This is a genomic window from Segatella sp. (assembly GCF_977051555.1).
On record NZ_CDRSSE010000030.1, the window covers coordinates 11,732 to 31,650 of the forward strand.

Genomic DNA, 19,919 nt, shown 5'->3' on the forward strand with positions numbered 1-19,919 from the left:
TCTAATTTATAATGTATAATTTATAATGTACAATGAATAATGACCAGTCATCTGCCCCGTTATTCATTTGAATTCTTCACTTTTCACTTCCTTAAAAGGAGTACGATGATTTTGAGCGCCATATCGAAGAAAACGATTTTGGCATTGGCATTTTGCGAAATCATGCGCTTGCTGTCTTCGAAGAGGTTGGAGATGTCAATGATGTTTGCCTCGTTGATGAAGCGGGCAAAGTTCTTGGCAAAGTTCTCCTCATCCTGCGTCATGTAGCTCAGTTCCGGATTCCGGAAGTTGTACATGAAACTTTCTCTGAGCATGTGCATGAAGTAGTCGAGCATGCGTTTCTGCTTTTCTCTTCCGAAGGTTGCTATCACATCGGTCCACTTCTTGAGGTCACCGATCTTGCGCATGTAAGCCAGTCGCATCAGCATGATGAACATGTCGAGATGCTGCCGGTTTTCGTTTCCTGCATCCAGTTCTTCGAGTGCAAGATTCCAGTTGCCGTTTGCGATACGGGCTATGCGGTGTGCCATTTCTGGCTCCAGTGTCCTCCGTTCTATCAGCGCTTTTTCCATCTCGGCGGTTTCTATCTTCCTGAAGTCGATACGCTGCGTACGGCTTCTGATGGTTTCGAGCAGCAGTTCCGGATTCTCGCTTACCAGCAGGAATACCGTCTGGCGTGGCGGCTCCTCCAGCAGTTTCAATATCTTGTTGGCACTCTGGATGTTCATACGTTCCGGGAGCCATATCAGACTTATCTTATATCCGCCCTGACTCGACATCATCATCAGTTCGTGAGAGATGGCATCGGTTTCTTCGGCAGTGATGATAGCCTGTTTGTTATAGTCGGCATCCGTCTTGCCCATCTTCAGCATCCAGTCGCTAATCTGGATATAGGGACCTTTAGAAAGCAGCAGCTCTCTCCATTCCTTGATGAAGTCGAGGCTCACCGGTTTGTGTTCGCTGCCCATATTGGCGGTCTTGATGGTAGGAAAGGTGAAGTGGAGGTCCGGATGTTCCCATTTCCTGAGCATCGGTGAATCGCCCAGAAGATAGCTGGCAAAAGCCAATGCCATCGCCAGTTTGCCGCAACCCTGCGGGCCGCAGAACATCAGCGCATGGGGCAAACGGTTCTCCTGAACCATCTCCATAAGACGGTTCCAAACTTCTTGCTGACCTATAACTTCATTTCTTTGCATTTAAAACAATATTTTTGCTATTTGCTTGACGCTGTCTACAGCCGATACGGTGAAGAAGTGAACATTGTTGTAACCATGTTCGAAGAGATCTTGCACCTGAGCGGTTGTCCACTCGATACCGAGCTGCTTGGCATCTTCGTCGGTTTTACATTTCAATACTTCCTGTGCGAGTTCTTCAGGAATATCGCAGTGGAAGGTTTTCGGCACTACAGTGAGCTGGCTCAACTTGGCGAAAGGCTTGATGGCAGGAATGATAGGGATGGTTACGCCCATCTGTCGCGCCTTTTCAACGAAAGCATAGAACTTCTCGTTGTCGTAGAAGAGCTGGGTAACGGCATACGCTGCGCCCAACTGTTGCTTCTCCAGGAGATGCTGCATATCCATTTCGAGGTTTGGCGCCTCTTCATGTTTCTCCGGATAGCAGGCTACACCGCAGCAGAACTTGTCGCCTGGGTGCTTGATGGGTGTGCCATCAAAGAAGAAACCTTCATTAAACTGATTCACCTGCTTCAGGAGGTCAGTGGCATGGGTATGACCATTCTCGGTTGGTGTAAACTGCCGGTCTTCTTTCGCCTTGTCTCCTCGCAGAACGAGAATGTTGCTGATGCCCAGAAACTGGAGGTCGAGCAGTTCGTACTCGATGTCTTCCTTCGTAGCACCGCTGCAGATAATATGAGGGATGACAGGTATGTCGTACTTATTCTGTATAGCGCCTGCGATGGCTACGGTGCCAGGTCGGCGGCGCACACGCTGGCGGGTGAGGAGACCGTTTTCCAGTTCCTTGTATACATACTCGCTATGGTGCGTAGTGATGTTGATAAAGCGAGGACCAAAATCGCTCAGCGCATCGATGGTACGGAAGAGTGCTGCTGTTCCGTTACCTTTCAGCGGAGGTAAAACCTCGAACGAAAAGCCTCGCTTGTCGCCCTGCTGATGTAGAAAATCTGCTATGTTCATATTACCTAAATTCTATGTATCTTCTTATTTTGGTGCAAATTTACAAAAAAAATGGGGGAAAACCGCATGTTGAACGTAATATTTATAAAGAAAAAACGTATATTATCAGGTGGGGATTGATTTTTGGCATGAAAAAAGGAGATTTCCTGCCGGTAAATGCTACTTTCGCATGTGGGGAAGTTAAGGGAAGTTAGAGAAGTTAAGGGGAAGTTAAGGGACAAATGTCCTAAGTTTAAGCTAGAAGACTATTGTCTCTTAACTTCCCGAACGACCGTAGGGAGTGATAACTTCTTTAACTTCTGTCAATTCCCTCACTTGCGAAACTTGAATTGATTAAATTTTAAACCTAAGAATAATGGAACAAAAACAAACGGGCTCAAGAGCCTATCTTATTTCAATTGTGATGGTAGCCGTTTTGGGCGGCTTGCTTTTCGGTTATGATACCGCGGTAATCTCGGGAGCCGAGAAGGGTTTGCAGGCATTCTTCATGGGTGCTGAGGATTTCACCTATACCGATTTCTGGCATGGATTCACTTCTTCCAGTGCCCTGATTGGTTGTATCATCGGTTCGGCGCTTTCGGGTGTGCTGGCTTCTAACTGGGGCCGTAAGCGTTCGCTGATCTTTGCGGGTGTGATGTTCTTCATCTCTGCATGGGGATCTATGTGTCCGGAGTCTTTGGTGTTGCCAAAGGGCGAACCTAATCTTACGCTTCTCATCGTGTTCAACCTCTACCGTGTGATTGGCGGTATCGGTGTGGGTCTGGCATCTGCTGTGTGCCCGATGTATATCGGTGAGATTGCGCCTAGTAACATCCGTGGTATGTTGGTCAGCTGGAACCAGTTTGCTATCATCTTCGGTCAGCTGGTGGTTTATTTCGTCAACTTCTTCATTCTTGGCGATCATATTGCTCCTGCTATCCAGAGTGTGGGCAACGGTATGAACCAGATTCTGAATGGTGGCGAGGCTGCCTGGGCTATCGAAACCGGATGGCGCTATATGTTTGGTTCTGAGATGGTTCCTGCGGGTTTGTTTGCTCTGCTTATCTGCTTCGTTCCGGAGACTCCCCGTTATCTTGCCATGGTTGGTCAGGATGCGAAGGCTGAGCGTATCCTGGCTCGCATCAATGGTGCTGAGGAGGCTAAGAAGATTTTGGATGACATCAAGAATACGGTTACTGAGAAGAAGGAGAAACTGCTTACTTACGGTGTGCTCTGTATCTTCGTAGGTGTGATGCTTTCTGTATTCCAGCAGGCTGTAGGTATCAATGCCGTGCTCTATTATGCTCCTCGTATCTATGAGGCAATGGGCTTTGACAATCCGATGGTATTGACCGTATTCAATGGTATCGTGAACCTCGGTTTCACCTGTGTAGCAATCTTTACGGTAGAGAAGTTGGGCCGTAAGCCTTTGCTCATCACCGGTTCTCTGGGCATGGCATTGGGTGCCATCGGTGTAGCCATCACCTTCGGTAATCCTCATCTGCAGTTGTTGTGCATGGTATCTATCATGGTTTATACAGCATCGTTCATGTTCTCTTGGGGCCCAATCTGCTGGGTACTTATCGCCGAGGTATTCCCTAATACGATTCGTGGTGCTGCCGTAGCGATTGCCGTAGCCTTCCAGTGGATTTTCAATTGGATTGTTTCTACCTCTTTCGTTCCGATGGCTAACAGCTTGGGTTATTGGTTTACCTATGGCCTGTATGGTGTTATCTGTATCCTTGCTGCCCTCTTTGTATGGAAGCTCGTTCCTGAGACCAAGGGTAAGACGCTGGAGGATATGACCAAGCTTTGGAAGAAAGGCTAAGTTCTGAAGCAGAGATGTAGATTACAAGTATCACAATATAATGAAGAGGGTGTGTCAAAAGTCCAAGACACACCCTCTTGTTGTTTTCCGTGAAGTACAGTGAGTACCAAACCTGTTAGTTATAAGTACTTTTTTTGAAAGTGCAAAAAAGATGAGAAAAGTATGGTGGTTTCGAAAAATAATCGTAAATTTGCAATTGGAAACCAAAGATTAGGAATTATGGTAGAGATAAATGATAGAATATTGCCGGTAGGCATCCAGTCTTTTGAGAAAATCAGAAAGGATGGATACCTTTATGTTGACAAGACAGATATCATCTGGCAACTTGCCAACAGAAATAAAACATATAATTACCTGAGCCGCCCACGCCGCTTTGGTAAATCTGTGCTGGTGGATACGCTCGAAGCCTACTTCATGGGCAAGAAGGAACTCTTCGAGGGGTTGAAGATCATGCAGATGGAAACGGAATGGGTGAAGCGACCTGTCATCAGGCTGGATATGAGCCAGGCTGGCGCAGAGCCGGAAAGCATACGAAGCTATCTGGACGATGTTTTTCATTCCCTTGAAATGGAATACGGAATTACATTACGCCCAGACAGTTCTCTTGCTGTAAGATTCAAGAACATCATTGAGTCAGCTTACAACCAAACCGGACAGCAGGTTGCCATTCTCATTGACGAATACGACTCGCCATTGCAGCATTCCTGGAAAACTCCGCTGCATAAAGCGTGTACCGCTATCTATAAAGAAGTATTTGCCGTATTGAAAGCACAGGATAAATATGAGAAGTTTGTCTTCATCACCGGCATCACCAAGTTTACGCAAATCTCTCTTTTCTCCGTGCTCAACAATCTGAGTAACATCAGCTTTGAGCCGGAATATGCAGCCATCTGCGGTATCACGAAGGAAGAAGTTTTACGTGATTTCAAACCGGAAATCAATAAGTTGGCAACAAGAAAGGGATGGACTTTTGATGAAGCCGTTGCACAACTGACTGCTTATTATGATGGCTATCATTTCAGCCATGAAAATATGGTTGATGTCTTCAATCCATTCAGTCTTGTCAATGCACTCGCTGATTCCAAACTGAAGAACTACTGGGCTTCATCGGGCGCTACCTCGCTACTTCCTAAGTTTGTGGATAATATAGAAATGAGACTGAAAGATTTTGAGAATTGTCCGATAGACAGCGATACACTGGAGACTTCTGACGTAACAGGTGGCGGAGCGGAACTGTTCCTCTATCAGTCGGGCTATCTTACAATAAGGGGATATATGGATGGGATTTATTTGCTAGGCATTCCAAACTATGAAGTTCGAAAGGCTCTATACAAGATTGTATTGCCAGCCTTGACACTACAATCAGATGCACTAGTAATATCAACCCAGAATATGTTGCTGTACTCCCTAAAGCTTGGCAATCTTCCTGAAGCCATGAAATGCCTGAAGGCGCTTATTGCTGACGTGCCCTACAGCAACAAGAAACTTGCCAGCATGGATATGGAGGAGCGCTACCGCCTGATTCTGAGTACCATCTTCAATGCCATCGGCTGCCGGGTAGAAGTAGAAAAGATGATTGCTACAGGCAGGATTGATATGGTGGTAGAAACCACCAATTTTATCTATGTGCTTGAATTGAAACTGAGCAACAACGGTGGCGTTGATGCTGCCACGGAGCAGATGAAAGCCAAGCAGTATGCCGAACCTTTCAAGGCTGATAAGAGAAAAGTAATCGCCCTTGCCATAGAACTGGATGATATGGGAAAGGGACTGGTTGATTGGAAGGAAGTATAATATTGCAAGAAGGGTCTATATGCCACGGTTTATCGTGGCATATAGACCCTTCAACATTCAACATTTAACATTCAACACTCAACATTCAACACTCCTTATTCCGCCCCCGGCTCGCCCAGATATTCGAAGATGGTGGATACCTGGCGGGGAGGGAAATACTGGCTACTCTTCTGGTAGCCTAGGCGCTGCAGCTCGTTCCAGAGAGGCACACAGCGCTTGATCCATTCCATGATATGACGGCGCGCTGTCGCCCCGTCGGTTGTGTCGGGAAAGTAGAGCAGACCCAGCTCGGTCTTGCTGTACATACGTTGGGGATAATTCATAAGCTTTATATTTTTTACAGTCCTTCTACACCATGATCCTTAAAGAAACCTACCATGGCTGTGGTCATATAGCCACCCGTGTTCATCTTCTTGTTCGAACGCCTGCAGTTGGCTATGTAATAATCCTTTCGCTGGAAGAAGTCCTCCAGGTCGCCAATCATATCTAACCTGAGATAGCCGCTCAACTGCTCAGCCTTCTTCTCGTTTACATCATAATTGCATTGCAGCCGGAGTTTCAGTTTGCTCCGCTGCCCTCTCAGTTCGCTGCTCACTTCTCCACCCTCTGCAGTTTCGCCTGAAGTGCGACGGTCGTGCAGGGTAAAGGTGATGTGTTCGGGCAGGTGATGCTTCACTTTTTCACCCTCTTCCAGAAAGAAAGGCTTATAGGTAAGATACTGGTCGATGATGCGGTTCCGGTAAAGGCGCTTGAGGTCTTTGCAGGCGAAAGTCAGACATTTGCTGTCCAGTGCCGACCAGGTCTTGTAATAATCTTCCCTGCCATGCATCAGTTGCTGGATATGCGCCGTTTTGCTGGTGGTGAATCCCTTTACCGCCCAGCAGTTCATGATGAGATACAACTTGATGCTCGATGCGCTGCGGCATTGGTTGATGGCATTGAGATCGATATAGCTAACTCCCTTGTCATAATTGTAGAAAAACCGTATCACGTTGTTGTCGAAGCGGAATTTTACCATCCAGTTTTTGTGCCGGTCTTGGTATATCTCACTCTTAAACAGGCATGAAAATTTCCGGTAGTATGTCTGGTCGCCCTGCTTGAACGGCAGCTGGATGGGTTGCGATTCTATACGCTGGATAGCATCGCGCAATTGCGGATAATGGTGAGCACCATAAGGAAACTCCGATAGTTTCATGATGACATCGGTGTGGCCTGCTGCTCTCTGTTCTGCGGTGAAGCCATTAAAAGTCTGTGAAGTTAATCGATAAGGGATTACATAGCCCAAGATTGCTTTCTGGGCATGCTTGATAATCTGTAGAACGATTTTGAGTTCTACCACCGAATAGTTCTGGTAAGACAATCCCTGTACGCCAAGGATGGCTATCAGTTGTTTCTCTTGTTGATTTGTCTGAGGGAAGGACTGCTGCCCGCCCGGAGGCTGTTGATTTACTTGTTCCATTTCCGTTTTCTGTTAAAATCGTTATTGGCCTACCGATTGGGGCAAGTCCTTGTTGTTGTTTATTGAAAACCGGCATGGAATTGGAGTAAGAAGAACAAATAAGATGAAACGATCTATCCGCATGGGTAGATTTTCTGCCGTTCATTCTTACTTTCAAATGCTCCTTACTACGCATCCATGCCGATAAATCATTATCAAATTTATCAGGCATAGAATGCCCTGTAAGGATTATCATTTGATCACTCACCTTTCGGGGCAGAAAATCCTACTCAATGAGCTATGTTCTAATCCTTAACCGAAAGCATATCCCGGTGTCCTTCATCGGGAGGAGAAATGCATTCTCCGTGCTTTCATGATGCAAAAGTAATATTTATTTCAGACTTATGCAAATTTTTGAAGAGAAAAAATGCATTTTAGTGGCTGATTTGTTGAAAAAAAAATCTTTTTCTTCCCGTATTACGTATAATGTAAAAAATGTGAATGTATATATATAATATACTTGGTATAATGTAGGGAAGAAAAATTAGTACCTAACCACCTGATATTCAGTATCTTGTATTTTTAAGATTCGCCCTGGTAGTCATTCGGGCATATTAGAAGGCACATGATTGACTCTGATGGTACCTATTATTGACCCTGGTAGTCATCAAAAAAGGATAATTCTCTCTGGTAGTCATTGCCCACCCAAATGAGGTAAACAAACGATGTACTTCCATTTACCAACTGATGCGGCTGCGTCGGGTTAAGGATATGGCTGAACTGGGTTACGCAGACGGCTGGATTCGCTTACGCAGACGACTGGACTCGCTTACTCAGACGGCTGGACTCGCTGATTGAGCCACTTGAGTAATCTGATTGAGCCACTTGAGTAATCTGATTGAGCCACTTGAGTAAGTTAACTGAGCCACTTGAATATTCTGCAGCATACGCTTGCGTGCAAAAGTATGCATAATTGACCCAAATAGAGCACAACTGGTACTTATCGGACCAAAGTGGACAAGTGGGGCACCGCCGATGTTGTATCTTTGTATCAGCATTCGGGAAGAGACCGGTGCACAACATTATTATTCACAATTTTAAAATTTTATGTATTATGGCAATTAATTACAGTTTAGTAAAGCTTGCGTCAAAATTTGGTGATAAAGCAGGAGTTCCTCTTTTCTACGCCCGTGCTCAGATGAAAGACTCCATTTCGCTCAAGAAGTTCGCGAAGTTGATCTCTATGCAGACCACTGTATCCTATGCGGATGTAACAGCCGTTCTGGTCAGTATGCAGGAGAACATGGTCATCGAGTTGCAGCGAGGCAACCAGATTGATTTCGGCGAGTTGGGCAAGTTCCGCCTCCAGCTTACCAGTGAGGGTGCGGCAACCGCTGCCGAATTCAAGAGTGACATCAATATCAAGGGTGTGAACATCCAGTTTATCCCGGGCAGCGATCTTGCCAACATCTTCGTAGGTATGGAGTTTGAGCAGGTTGCATCACGTGCCGTACAGAAGGCTGCCCTCAAGGCTGAGAAGGAGGGTGCCAAGACCCTCGACATCGAGGAGGCTAAGAAAAAGCCTGCCAAGGACAATGCTTCTTCTGGAGACAATACCAGCGGCGGCAACACCTCAGGCGAGCAGACTGGTGGCACAGGCAGTACCGGCAACGGTGACACTGGAGACGGATTAGAATAATTAACCTTTTAAAACAGAATAGATTATGACAGAAAAGAACAAGCAGAAATGGAATGAGATTATCAAGTTTGCAGTAACCGTACTGACAGCTCTCCTCGGGGCGTTGGGCGTTTCGGCAGGTGGACTTTAGAGTGATGCCTATGAGAGACATCGATATGATAGTGGTGCATTGCAGCGGCAGCCGCTGCGATCACCGTTATACGATGAAGATGCTGCGCTACGACCATGTGCATAACAACGGCTGGACTGACATCGGCTACCATTTCTACATCACGTTGGATGGAGTGGTTCATGCCTGTCGCCCGGTAGAGCGTATGGGCTCTCATGCCCTCGGTTACAATGCGCACAGCATAGGCATCTGTTACGAGGGTGGTCTTTCGCCATCGGGCTGCATCAGTGACACCCGCACTCCTAAGCAGAAGGAGGCGATGAAGCATCTTATCCTAGATCTTCACCACCGTTTTCCGGGCATCCGTACCATCTTGGGTCATCGCGATCTGCCTGGCGTTCAGAAAGCCTGTCCGTGTTTTGATGCCACGAAGCTCCAGTACCTGCTGGATGCTTCCTGATCCTCTTCCATTAAGAGGGTTTTTCAAGAGCAGAATCCCTCCGATTTTATTTAACAAGTTAGGGCGCATCCAATCCGGATGCGTCCTTTTCCTTTGTCGTCATATTTCTTTCATTCAACACTCAATATTTACCTCTCAACATTCACCATTCTCTAACTTTTTCAGAAACTTTTTCCAGAAAACTCTTGCAGATGTGAAAATAAAACCGTAAGGATGTGAGTGATTTCTGATAAAAGCCCTGCCGGCTTTCACAAGCTGGCAGGGATAATTATAAGTAAAAGATGTAATTTGATTTCACTTAGAAAATCATCTTATAGTCCTTACTGCTACCATCTGTCAATTCTATGTGTATGATTTGAATGCCTGTGGCTATGCTCGCCTTTAAACACCTTGAACCATTTCCCTGTATCCTGCTGATGATTCTGCCATTCAGGTCTATGACCTTAACACTCTTGAGCAGACCGCAGGCAGATTGCACGAGGACAGAAGAACCTTCCTGAACAATACTGATGCGCTGATCAGTATCGGCAGATGTCACATCTGTACTTCCATAACGGCTTCTGATAACAAATCTGCCTAACGAGGTCTCGGCATCCGCAATAATGAGTGGAGAATCGAGTGAATAATCGGCATCCGAAAGCATATCATGGAGAACATATCCGCTCATATCAACACCCTGAATAGGTTTTACCTCGATACAGATGCTATCCTTTTGCGACAGATAGATTCCTAAAGATGTAGCGACAGTCATCGGAAGGATATCGTAAGCCTGACTCTGCTGAATACCAAATACCTTCAGAGGTGACTTCACCTCACTATCCAGAAGAGTTGGAACCAATACAGAGTTCTTGAAAGAAGAACCGTCAGAAACATCATAAGCAGTTTCTGAATTCTCCATCACCAGCATAGCTGCTGATTTGCTTCGCGTCTTCAGGCTTTCCACACACACTTTCAGTCCCTTGGCTTCAGCAGGTTTACTTTCTTCAGTAGCCTTCTTGCTTCCACCAATCATTTCTGGGGTGAGCAGCATGGTGATTTGCGTACTCGGCTTATCATTTGTGGTAACATAGAATGCCTGCATTGGGGCGATGGTGGTGGCGTTGCCCGTAGAAGCAACCTTGCTTACAGTTTGCTCTTCCATGCCTCCCGATTCATTCTCTACTTCCAACTTCACACTGCTCACGTTCTCATTCACCTCCAGAAATTTCTTGATATTCAGGCGGCTCATGAATGGGTTGCCCAGCACGAAGGTCTGCGTAGGAATATCCGATTTCAGCGTAATCGGATACTCGCTCTGCCCCACGAACACCGTGCGGTTCTCCGTCACTTCCTTGCCTTCCGACAGATACTTATATTCCATCGTCAAGTCGCCCTCCTGCGGAGAATCCGATTCATAGATGAAGCGGTTTATCTTATTTGCATCTTTCGTCACTGTTTCACTAGCCACTTTCTCCTGATCGTAATCCACGAAGTAACTATATTCTTTATGCGCCTTAGGCAGGCGGATACTGAACTTATTGGTAGCCGGCAGATTGCCGTTGTCTATCCACATAGAGAAGCCTTCACCCATGCCGTAAGGCTTAGCCACGGCATTGAAGTTGTGCGACCAGGTGACCTCTTCCACGGCGAGCGTTTTATCATCCTTCAAAACCGGATTTCCCTTGCTGTCTAGCGAATAAATCTTACCCGAATGCGCAGCCGCCCAGAGGCGCTGGTAGATGCTCGGGTTGAAGCGCTGTTCCTTCCAGTTTTCTTCGTTCAGCTCCTCGAAGTATTTCGCCTTCGTGGTGTCGGCAGGCATGAACATATCGCCCGTGTACATCTGCTTGAGCGGCGCACTCAGCAGATAGTAATGGTTCGGCTTCTGCTCCAGTTCTACCCATGCCTTGCGATAGTTGAGCGAAGGCACGTTATCCACCGCCGAACGGGGTTCGAAGAAGATGTCCTTACAGCAGTAGTCGGCTGGCTTCACTGCCGTGCCCAGCACTGGGAAGTTATCGGCATCCGACGAGATGATGGCGTTGGTGCAGCAGTAAGGCGAACCGTCGCTCCAGTTGTCCCATTTGTTCCATTCATTGGTGGTGGCAGTGGCAAGCCAGCGTGTCTGCAGCGGATGAACCTGATATACCACCGATGTGAGTGGCGTCCTGCTGCCGTCGAAGAAGGTGAGCTGATATTCGCCCGGCTTCTTGGTGGTATAAGAATATTTAATGTTGTTCTTGGTGTCTGATGTTGACTCCACCAGAATCATCTGTCCGTTATTGCCTGCATTCTTGTCGTCGAAGGAAAGATAATAATTCGTTCCGGGCAATCCGGTAGCAGTTACGACAATCTTATCTCCTACGCATACATTGTTGACAACGATATCTTTTACACCATTTACGCACGAGTTTTCGTCCTTACAGTCAGGTATACCATCATTATCAATATCACCACGTGTCACGAGTCCGTATAATTTCTGCACATCCAATGCGCCTACAATATTGGCTAAAGTTAATCGCACCTCGTCATACGCTTTCTTTGGCTGAAGGAAGAGGATATTCTTATCGCCATAACCCGCTACATCAGCGGAAATCACCTTCCAGTCGGTAAATTTATCTCCCGTAGAATTACCGTCTTTGAAGGTTTCTAACGTTAGCCAGTTTCCTACTTTTACGGCTGCCAGGAAAGTCTTGTTGTCAATGACAATTCCCAACTGATGATGATAGTCGAGGGTTCTACCCATCTTTACAGCGAATGTTTGACCTACTCCCACACTTACCGTATTGGCAACAGCCATATAGGTATTCAAGTCGTCATCCACCAGATAACCTAAGTTATCATCTACAGTAGCCACACTCACCACTCCACCAAACTTAGTTTCATCAGCATTGATGGTAGTATGTGAATGATTATGCGACATCACCAGACTGCCACATGCAAGTGGCGAAGAACAGTCATCGGCAGCCTCCTCGATGAAAGCATAGTAGATACGGAGTTTAGAACCGCCCAGATTGAGTACACCCGAATTCCAGAGTTGGAACTCATCCATCTGAATCTGGTTGCCTTTGCTGTCGTAGGCTGGAACTTCGATAGAATATCTTATCTTTTGCAGCTTGTCTGAACCTGCGATATCTGCACTAATCGCATTGTTTTCATCTATCAGATGGCGATATACTTCCTTGCCTTGGTTATAGCAGCGTATCTGCAGGAATTGCAGGGCATGCAAATTGATTACTGTAGCATCAGCCTCTACCACAAAACCAATGCGCTTAGGTTGAGCTCTCTTGACGGCATCCGCCTCTGATTCACCTTCGTGTCGGTCGGTAGCATCGTATATCAGTTGACCATCCTTACGGTGAATTCCGATGATGCAGAGATTATCGGCAAGACTCAAGCCACCTATATATTCGGCATATTGATCATATTCACCCTTGATAATTTTGTCTCTATCCTTGAGTTCAGAGATAGAAAGCAACGAGCCGGATGATTCGTGAATCTTAGGCGATACCTCGTAGAAATCTTCACCCAGTTTGTTGACAAGTGGTTTGCCGCAAGTTGTATTTCCATCATTGAAACCACCTACGGTAATGGTGGTTTCATCATAACATCCGTCCTGAGCCGTGGCCCTGAAGGTATATTTACCAGGTTCCAGATTGGTAACTTGACCATCAGAGGTAACCTTTACAGGTGTGGTGGCAAGAATATCGTTATTTTTCAAATCCCATGCATTCACCAGACTCCATGTTACGCTTACTTCCGGATTGGAACGGAGAGTAAACGAAGTCTGCGACCCGCAGATGTTGCTGCTGATGGTAGGGTTGATGGGGCACCGGTGGGATACATCTGGAGCCATTCTTACGAATCCGTAGTGGATGCCAATGGTGCCCACGTCTACTCCGAGCACCGTGAGGAATCTGATTTCGCATCCCGAAAACGGCACCTTTGCCTTGATGCTCACCGTTCCGTCGCCAATCTGCACCAGCGAGAGATTGAGCACCTGTGCAGAAATCGTCTCTTCCTGCACCTTGTTTCCCTTGTGGTCGAAGAGCAGCACGTTGATCCATGTACCCGCATTGAGGCTCAGCGCAGCATCCATCTTGTATTTGAAGCCAGCCTCCATGCCCGCCTCGAATGCCTCGCCTTGCGGGGTCTTGTCGTTCTGCATCATAAACTTGGCTCCGCCCTGGTAACCCACGTTAAGAAGAGGAACGATGGTGGCGAAATTGTCCAGATTATCATCTGTCATCTTCTTTATATCGTTGTCAAGGAAAGGCAGGGGGATGCCGAGGGCAACAGGGCGCCAGCCTTTCATCTCTTTGAGCGACACCTGCTTGTCGCCCTCCGAATATTCATTGTATTTTTTGATGCCTCCATCGGTGATGGTAAACTCCGTAGATTCGCCCACGAAGGCATATTTGATTTTCAGAATATTCGCCACTTCTGCCTGAATGCCGCCCGAGCAGTCGAGAGAGATTTCATCGAAGAGCCAGTCGCTTTCTGCCGTCAGCATGGCGCAGATGTTGTTGGAACCCGGTATCTGGAGCAGCTTCAGCGTTACTCCCGAACCATTCTGTCCTTCTCTCACCACCTTTACGCCCTTCAGTTTGCCGTCGCGATAGAATCCGATGGAGAATGCCTTGATTACATCGAGGCTCAGCACGCTGCTACCCGAACCAGCCACGATGGTAAAGCCTGCCACCGTTCCCTTGGAATAGTAATTGTCCATATCTTTTACACTTACTATCGGGTCTACGGTTACCCCTGCTCGTACCACGGAGTTCACCTGTGCATAGTTGTCGAGTGAATCGTCGGTAAGGGCACCCAGATTCTTGGTCCAGCTGCCTACGCCTACCACACCAATCAGTTTGTTAATGGTGCACGAATCGCCTGTAAGGGCACGGCGGTTGCGCAGCTCACGGAATGTCATGTTGCCATATTTGGGATCTTTGTTGAACTCCACAAAATGGTCCTGCTGCTTGTCGGCTGGCAGATCAACCCAGTTGTTGGTCCAGATGGGTTTCTTGCAGTTCATGAACGAGTCTCTAACGGCAGTACTCTCGAAATAGGGACTGGTGTTGTCATCCTTGGGTTGTGCCGCCTGGATAGAGGCGGGCACAACCATCAGGAATGCCAACAAAAATGATATGAAAGTTTTGTATATAAAATGCAGTTTCATTGTCTGTTTGATTTTAAAACATAGCATAACGTCTTGATAATTCTCTTGATCTTAATTGAGCAGACGGTTTTTGTCGTCTGTAAGTTTCCTTTGATCAGTGTATGTGAAGACATATTTATGATTTCGCCTCAGATAGAAGAGGTTGCTGACTCCATCTACCACGATGACGCCCGTGGCTGCTTCTGAAGACATCATATCCTTCGCCTTCACCTGAGAGTTGAGGGCGTAAGGTTTGGCATCGAAGCCCATTCTCACGGCAAGATGGGTCTTGCCTGGCAGCACAAATGCCTTGAGCACCACTTCCTTGCCTACACCTGGGAAGCGGGCATAGGCGATGGCAGTATAGGTGCCTCCCGTTGTTGAATATTTCTTGATAGGTTCACTGCCCTGCTTAAAACCGTCGTAGCTGGTAAGAGGCATCTGGGTAAACACGTTGTCGGCAAGCAGGCAATACCATTGCGTCTCCACTCTATTGCTGTAATGGGCGGCAGAAGTGATATGAACCTCTACTTCTGCCATGCCTCTATAGAGTGTTCCTACAAGCGGCGTAGGGTTTTTGTTTCCCAGATTTTCCTTCTGGTAATCAGCCGAAGAGATGATTGGATTTTGGGTGGCATCTCCCTTCTGGTAGAGGGTGCCATAGAAGAGCTGCGGCACCGTGATGAGCTGGCGGCTCAAGCAATCTACATTATACAGATCTGATAGGAAACCTAGAGGTCTGTATATTTTTTTTAGATAGCCAAGCCAGTTGTTGGGGGTGTCGGTTTTGTCCTTATCATTAACCAGGTAGCTCGCAAACGTGGCATTGAACTCCTGAAATGTAGTATTTTTTGTTAAATTGAGCATGTTCGTGGTAACCACATTGTTTTCCTCATACTGCGGATAGGGCGATTTCTCCTGGCTATTGTAAGCGAGGGCAATGATGCGATATTCGTAGCCCCTGCTGATGCCGAAGGTGCCCTTTACCACATAGTGCTTGTGGGTTCCCGAAAGATAGTCGTCTTTCTTGCCGTCTTCTAACGTGGGCTTTCCGTTAATCACCCTGTCGTTGGTAGGGTCGTACTCGAAGCCCTGGATATCGTTGGCTGCGGCATCATAGGTTGCAGTATTTTCTCCATTGTTCTGAACTCTTCGGCGAAAAGCTATCAGCCTTACGGCATTGACGTTGTCGGTCTCGGCATATCCGTTGTCCTCGCCTGTTGTGCCCGACGAGGAAGAGGATCCTGCACCAGGAGGGGCTACACGGGTGTTTCTGCCATCTTGCTTGGCATTGCCATCGCTGCCGCTTAATCCGCCCAGAGTGATGGTGAAGGGAACAGTCGTAATCTCATCTTCGTTTTCCGAAGGCTGATTCATGCCTGCATCTCCATTGCTGTCATCTGGATAGGGTGGCAGATCGGCATCGCTGCTGCATCCCGCGGCTAGTGCGAGGAGGAAGCAAAAACCTGCCGCCATGCCTGTCCTGATGGCGTTCATCCTGATGGCGTTCATCCTGATGGAGCTTATCTTACAGATGCTAAATCTTGATTTCTGCATATTCTATTTCCGTTTTTATGCTGTTTTGTAACGTTTATTCTGTTTCAAATTCATGTCTTTTTTCGAAGGCTGGTTCTATCTCAATGTTCACTTCGGTCATCACTGGCTCGTAATACTCCTTCAGGTCGTATGGCTGGTTCACGGTCTTGCTCTTGGCTCCCAGACAATACAGGTGGTTTGCCTCGATAGGGAACTTGAACTTATCGCCATTGGTTGTAGACTTCCTGATGTTGTCGTACCTGTGGTGCGTGCCATCCGTGTAATGCAGATAGAAGGTGGTCTCGTTCTTGGCTGAGTTCTTGCTTTTCTGCATTTTTTCCTCTGGTGTAGGCATCATGAAGTTGCTTATCATGTAGCTGTTTTCCTTCCATCCTTTATGGGAGTCTGCAGCTCGCTTGAATATGTTCTCTGTAGCATCTACGCTCCATCCGTTTGAGGAGGTGAGGTCGATGGTGCCCAACGTCTGATAAGTCAACGGTTCAGCATCTGCTGGTGCCTGCTTCTGCCTAATCAGCGTTTCGGTGGTGATGCCGGTGGCTACGATGGATAGAGAGGTGGGCTTGAAGGTAACGGTGCTCCCGTCTCCTGCTGCATTCGACTCCACCTTTGCCGGGATGTTTTCTACGTAAATCATCAGACCAGCCACGTTACGGCTGGCGGTCAGCGTGCGGTGGAAGTATTTCGTCTCTTCCGTTACGAGTACGGGGTCTTCCTTTTGTGTCTTCTCGTCTTGCAGGATGCCAGAAAACAGCTCAGTGGTATTGAGGATACCGTTTTGGGCGCTGTTTTTTGCCTGCTCGGTGAGGGCGATTCTTGCGTCCTCCAGTTTCGTTTCGTTTGGAGTGAAGTTTGGTTCTGTAAGTACTTTCGTTGTTGCGTATTTGTCATCTCTTCCTATGGCTAGAAACTGGTAGTAGTAGCCGTTCTGCAGATAGGGTTTGATGGTGTATAGATGCTGCTCGGCAGATTTGGGTGTTGTATTGTTGAATGCGTCAACGGTATAGTAACCTTTCTGGCCAGCTTCCGTTTCAACAGGGGCGTAATAGGTATATGCTTCTTCTGAGGTGCCCTTCTTTTCTGCGGGGCATCTGAAGACGTAGATTCTCATATCATTCACCTGCTGTGCTCCATCCCATGTATCAAGTTCCCGTGAGTCGGTAACAACGCCTGCGCTTACGCCCACTCTCATTTCCAACTTTACGGCATGCGAGCCGTCGGCGAGGGTATCAGGCGCATCATTGCTTGCGCTGCAGCTCATTAGGAGACTGGCGGCAAGGGATATATATATACTGTTTTTTATAGATATTCTCTTCATATTCGTCTATTCGATTTTGAAAGGGAATTGAGTATAAAATGATAAATAAATATCGTGATGTTGGGATTGTAAGGGATGCGAGAGCCTATAGCTGGCTCTTCGCATCCCTTGGATATATTTTCTTAATACTGCCTATATTATGAGCACGTAGTAAGATTATTCACCCAGCTCCAGTTTGTGGATAACCTCCCAGTTGTCGTTCACCTTCAAGATGAGGTTCTGAGATTTGGTCAAGTCTTCTGGCTCGTCTTTACCTGGATCTGGATTTGGTTTTGGATTTGGATTTGGATCTGGATTTGGATTACTTGGATCTGGATCAGTTTTTGTGCCATTTGAAGTCTTCACACCCAAGTTGTACATGTGGTTGCGAACCACGTTGAAGATAGAAGGACTTTCGTCTGCAACATTTCCATTTGTGGTATCATTATTTACATCTGCTGCTGGGATAGAAACGGTCCAGTGCTTGATGATATTGCCAGCATCATCCAAGAGCTGAAGCTCCATGGTGCTCTTGCCGCTAGTTAAATCAAATGGAATAACGAAGTTGCTTCCGAATACAGAACCCTTCACAACCTGAGTCTTTACATCATCAGGGCGATTCCAGTGGGAATCTTGAGCATTCAGCACACCATCACCGTTTTCATCAAGTTGAGGGAACCATGTCTTCAAATTGATAGTGTAGAGCACATAACCGTTGTCGCCGTTAAAGAACTTATCTGTTGTAGCAAGTGCTTCACCTGTTGATGTAGAACCATTAACGTAATGCTTGATAGTGTTGCCAGTTGTTGTGAATGAGCTGTTGAAGTTGTTGAAAGTCAACTTATCATTCTTACCTCTTACTACGAGACGAAGGGTTGCGGCAGCTTTGCCATTCACACTTGCAGGAATGTTTTGGAAATAACCGAAGCTACCAGCTACCTGACGATGCAAGGTTACTGCTACGCCATTCTTCTCACCAGAAGTAAAGTTGGTAATATTCTTATCAACTCCGATTTTAAGATCTGCATCACCTGCGAATACCTCCTCTGCATCTTTTTTGCCTGCCTTCAAGGTTGCAGTAATGTCATTGTAAGTACCACTAAGGGCATCTGCACTTGTTACATCCAAAGAATAGTTGTAGTCACTGTTATCGCTGTAACCTACAGCCATAACCTTGTAGTTACCTTCCTCCAGTCTATCATTACCCTTGTAAGTAAGAGTAAGCTGGCGTCCATGATTGTCATACGTTTTACTATCTTTCCAGTTCAACTTTGTTTTTTTGACAATAGCCTTTGTTGCATCATCGTAAATTACGATGCAAACATTCTGGATAGTCTGCAAAGCCTGTGAAGAATACAATGGGCGGCCGGCACGTGTGCTCAAGCCATCACCGCTACTTGCTACCTGCAATACAATCTGCTGTACTGCCTCGTTCTGCGCAGTGGTATTAACCACAGCGTCATCACTGCTACATGCGCCGAGCAATAAACTGCTTGCTGCAAGCGCAAAAAACATTCCTTTTTTCATAAAAATAAATTAAAAAATTGAGTTATATTAATTATCAATCCAATATCATACCGTGAATTTCCTCCCAGTTGTCGTTCACCTTCATATAGATGGTGAAGCGATTGCGGTCGGAATCGTACACATATTTCAGCACCGTAATCTTATTGCGCTCCATGCTTACCTTCACGTCATCAGGTGACAACACAGATGAATTGCTGCCTTCGCCACGATTCTTATAGAAATTGACATCCACCACTGACTCATGCTTCTGGAAAGAAGGAGCCAGGAAAATAGAGGTCTTGGTCTTGGCGCCAGCTTCAATTTCCGATTCATGAAAGACGCTGGTCTCTTCAGAATACTGGAAACTTGGATTTACTATTCCATAGAGCTGGCTTACTTCAGTATCCATCAGTTGATACCCGGCAGGAAGATTCTCTGTCCATATAACCAGTTTTCCCTTGGTGCGCTCCATCTCGCTGGTATAGCAATAATGGTTTTCATCATAGACGAGGGTATCGCAAACCTGATAAACATCATCGCCCTGACTGTGTTCTGGATGTAACAACAGCTCGTTTTTATCCAGATTGAGTTCGCCTCGCTTCTTCATACCTCCCCATACCGTAAAGACGTATTTCCCGAAAGGCATGTCGGGGTCGAAGCTTACAGGATAAGTTAATCCATCACCCTCTACTCCGAAACCTTTTTCTTCTACGACAACCTGCTGAGTGCCGTCGTCGTTGAGTCGGCTCAGACGATAGGAAAGAGACGGAACAAATGATCTAAAAGACTGATTCTCATCCCGTTTCTCATCGGGTGCAGTCTGGTCGACATTGAAATAATTCTTGTCTTTCACCTCGATGTTGATACGCAGAGGAGGACATTGGTCCAGATCTTCACGAACGCACGAGGTGAATGACATAGCCAGTGCCATGCTATATATGATAACTTTTAATCTTGTCATACGC

Annotated in this window: 14 protein-coding genes; 5 read left to right on the top strand and 9 right to left on the bottom strand. The window is 46.6% G+C overall.

Going from position 1 to position 19,919, the window contains the following annotated elements; genetic code table 11:
* Window positions 1-83: 83 nt before the first annotated feature.
* Both ACWJAO_RS08310 and ACWJAO_RS08315 read right to left on the bottom strand, forming a co-directional pair.
* The gene (locus ACWJAO_RS08310) at window positions 84-1,196 is read right to left on the bottom strand and encodes a DNA polymerase III subunit (RefSeq protein ID WP_449139910.1); all 1,113 of its coding nucleotides are present in this window, start codon (window positions 1,194-1,196) and stop codon (window positions 84-86) included.
* Window positions 1,197-2,153, bottom strand: coding sequence for a methylenetetrahydrofolate reductase (locus ACWJAO_RS08315; RefSeq protein ID WP_449139911.1), 957 nt, complete (start codon window positions 2,151-2,153; stop codon window positions 1,197-1,199).
* Between the two features lie 355 nt (window positions 2,154-2,508).
* Here ACWJAO_RS08315 and xylE point away from each other — a divergent pair, with 355 nt between their 5' ends.
* Together xylE and ACWJAO_RS08325 are read left to right on the top strand one after the other, a co-directional pair.
* Entirely contained in the window at window positions 2,509-3,960 is a 1,452-nt protein-coding gene (gene xylE, locus ACWJAO_RS08320; protein WP_449139912.1) for a D-xylose transporter XylE, read from the top strand.
* A gap of 219 nt (window positions 3,961-4,179) precedes the next feature.
* The gene (locus tag ACWJAO_RS08325; protein WP_449139913.1) at window positions 4,180-5,754 is read left to right on the top strand and encodes an AAA family ATPase; all 1,575 of its coding nucleotides are present in this window, start codon (window positions 4,180-4,182) and stop codon (window positions 5,752-5,754) included.
* Between the two features lie 95 nt (window positions 5,755-5,849).
* Here the strand turns inward: ACWJAO_RS08325 and ACWJAO_RS08330 are convergent, their stop codons facing one another.
* Together ACWJAO_RS08330 and ACWJAO_RS08335 are read right to left on the bottom strand one after the other, a co-directional pair.
* The gene (locus tag ACWJAO_RS08330; protein ID WP_337502371.1) at window positions 5,850-6,077 is read right to left on the bottom strand and encodes a DUF4248 domain-containing protein; all 228 of its coding nucleotides are present in this window, start codon (window positions 6,075-6,077) and stop codon (window positions 5,850-5,852) included.
* A 14-nt stretch (window positions 6,078-6,091) separates the two neighbouring features.
* Window positions 6,092-7,213, bottom strand: a complete 1,122-nt coding sequence (locus ACWJAO_RS08335) for a replication initiation protein (RefSeq protein ID WP_449139914.1) — start codon at window positions 7,211-7,213, stop codon at window positions 6,092-6,094.
* Between the two features lie 1,093 nt (window positions 7,214-8,306).
* Between ACWJAO_RS08335 and ACWJAO_RS08340 the strand changes: the two genes are divergently transcribed.
* The 3 genes from ACWJAO_RS08340 to ACWJAO_RS08350 are packed head-to-tail and all read left to right on the top strand — an operon-like array spanning window position 8,307 to window position 9,460.
* Window positions 8,307-8,891 (top strand): HU family DNA-binding protein, encoded by a 585-nt coding sequence (locus tag ACWJAO_RS08340; protein WP_449139915.1) that lies wholly within the window; start codon window positions 8,307-8,309, stop codon window positions 8,889-8,891.
* Between the two features lie 25 nt (window positions 8,892-8,916).
* Window positions 8,917-9,021 (top strand): smalltalk protein, encoded by a 105-nt coding sequence (locus tag ACWJAO_RS08345; protein WP_181977238.1) that lies wholly within the window; start codon window positions 8,917-8,919, stop codon window positions 9,019-9,021.
* Between the two features lie 10 nt (window positions 9,022-9,031).
* Complete coding sequence (locus ACWJAO_RS08350) at window positions 9,032-9,460, top strand: N-acetylmuramoyl-L-alanine amidase (protein ID WP_118253922.1); 429 nt, start codon at window positions 9,032-9,034, stop codon at window positions 9,458-9,460.
* Between the two features lie 298 nt (window positions 9,461-9,758).
* On the opposite strand, the gene ACWJAO_RS08355 is transcribed toward ACWJAO_RS08350, so the two are convergent.
* From ACWJAO_RS08355 to ACWJAO_RS08375, 5 genes are all read right to left on the bottom strand, one after another.
* Window positions 9,759-14,618: a hypothetical protein gene (locus ACWJAO_RS08355; protein ID WP_449139916.1), complete on the bottom strand. Its 4,860-nt coding sequence runs from the start codon at window positions 14,616-14,618 to the stop codon at window positions 9,759-9,761.
* Between the two features lie 51 nt (window positions 14,619-14,669).
* Entirely contained in the window at window positions 14,670-16,154 is a 1,485-nt protein-coding gene (locus ACWJAO_RS08360) for a hypothetical protein (protein WP_449139917.1), read from the bottom strand.
* A gap of 34 nt (window positions 16,155-16,188) precedes the next feature.
* Entirely contained in the window at window positions 16,189-17,469 is a 1,281-nt protein-coding gene (locus ACWJAO_RS08365) for a hypothetical protein (RefSeq protein ID WP_449139918.1), read from the bottom strand.
* Window positions 17,470-17,625: 156 nt separating this feature from the next.
* Entirely contained in the window at window positions 17,626-18,963 is a 1,338-nt protein-coding gene (locus ACWJAO_RS08370; protein WP_449139919.1) for a hypothetical protein, read from the bottom strand.
* A gap of 46 nt (window positions 18,964-19,009) precedes the next feature.
* Window positions 19,010-19,915 (bottom strand): hypothetical protein, encoded by a 906-nt coding sequence (locus ACWJAO_RS08375; RefSeq protein ID WP_449139920.1) that lies wholly within the window; start codon window positions 19,913-19,915, stop codon window positions 19,010-19,012.
* Window positions 19,916-19,919: the final 4 nt, after the last annotated feature.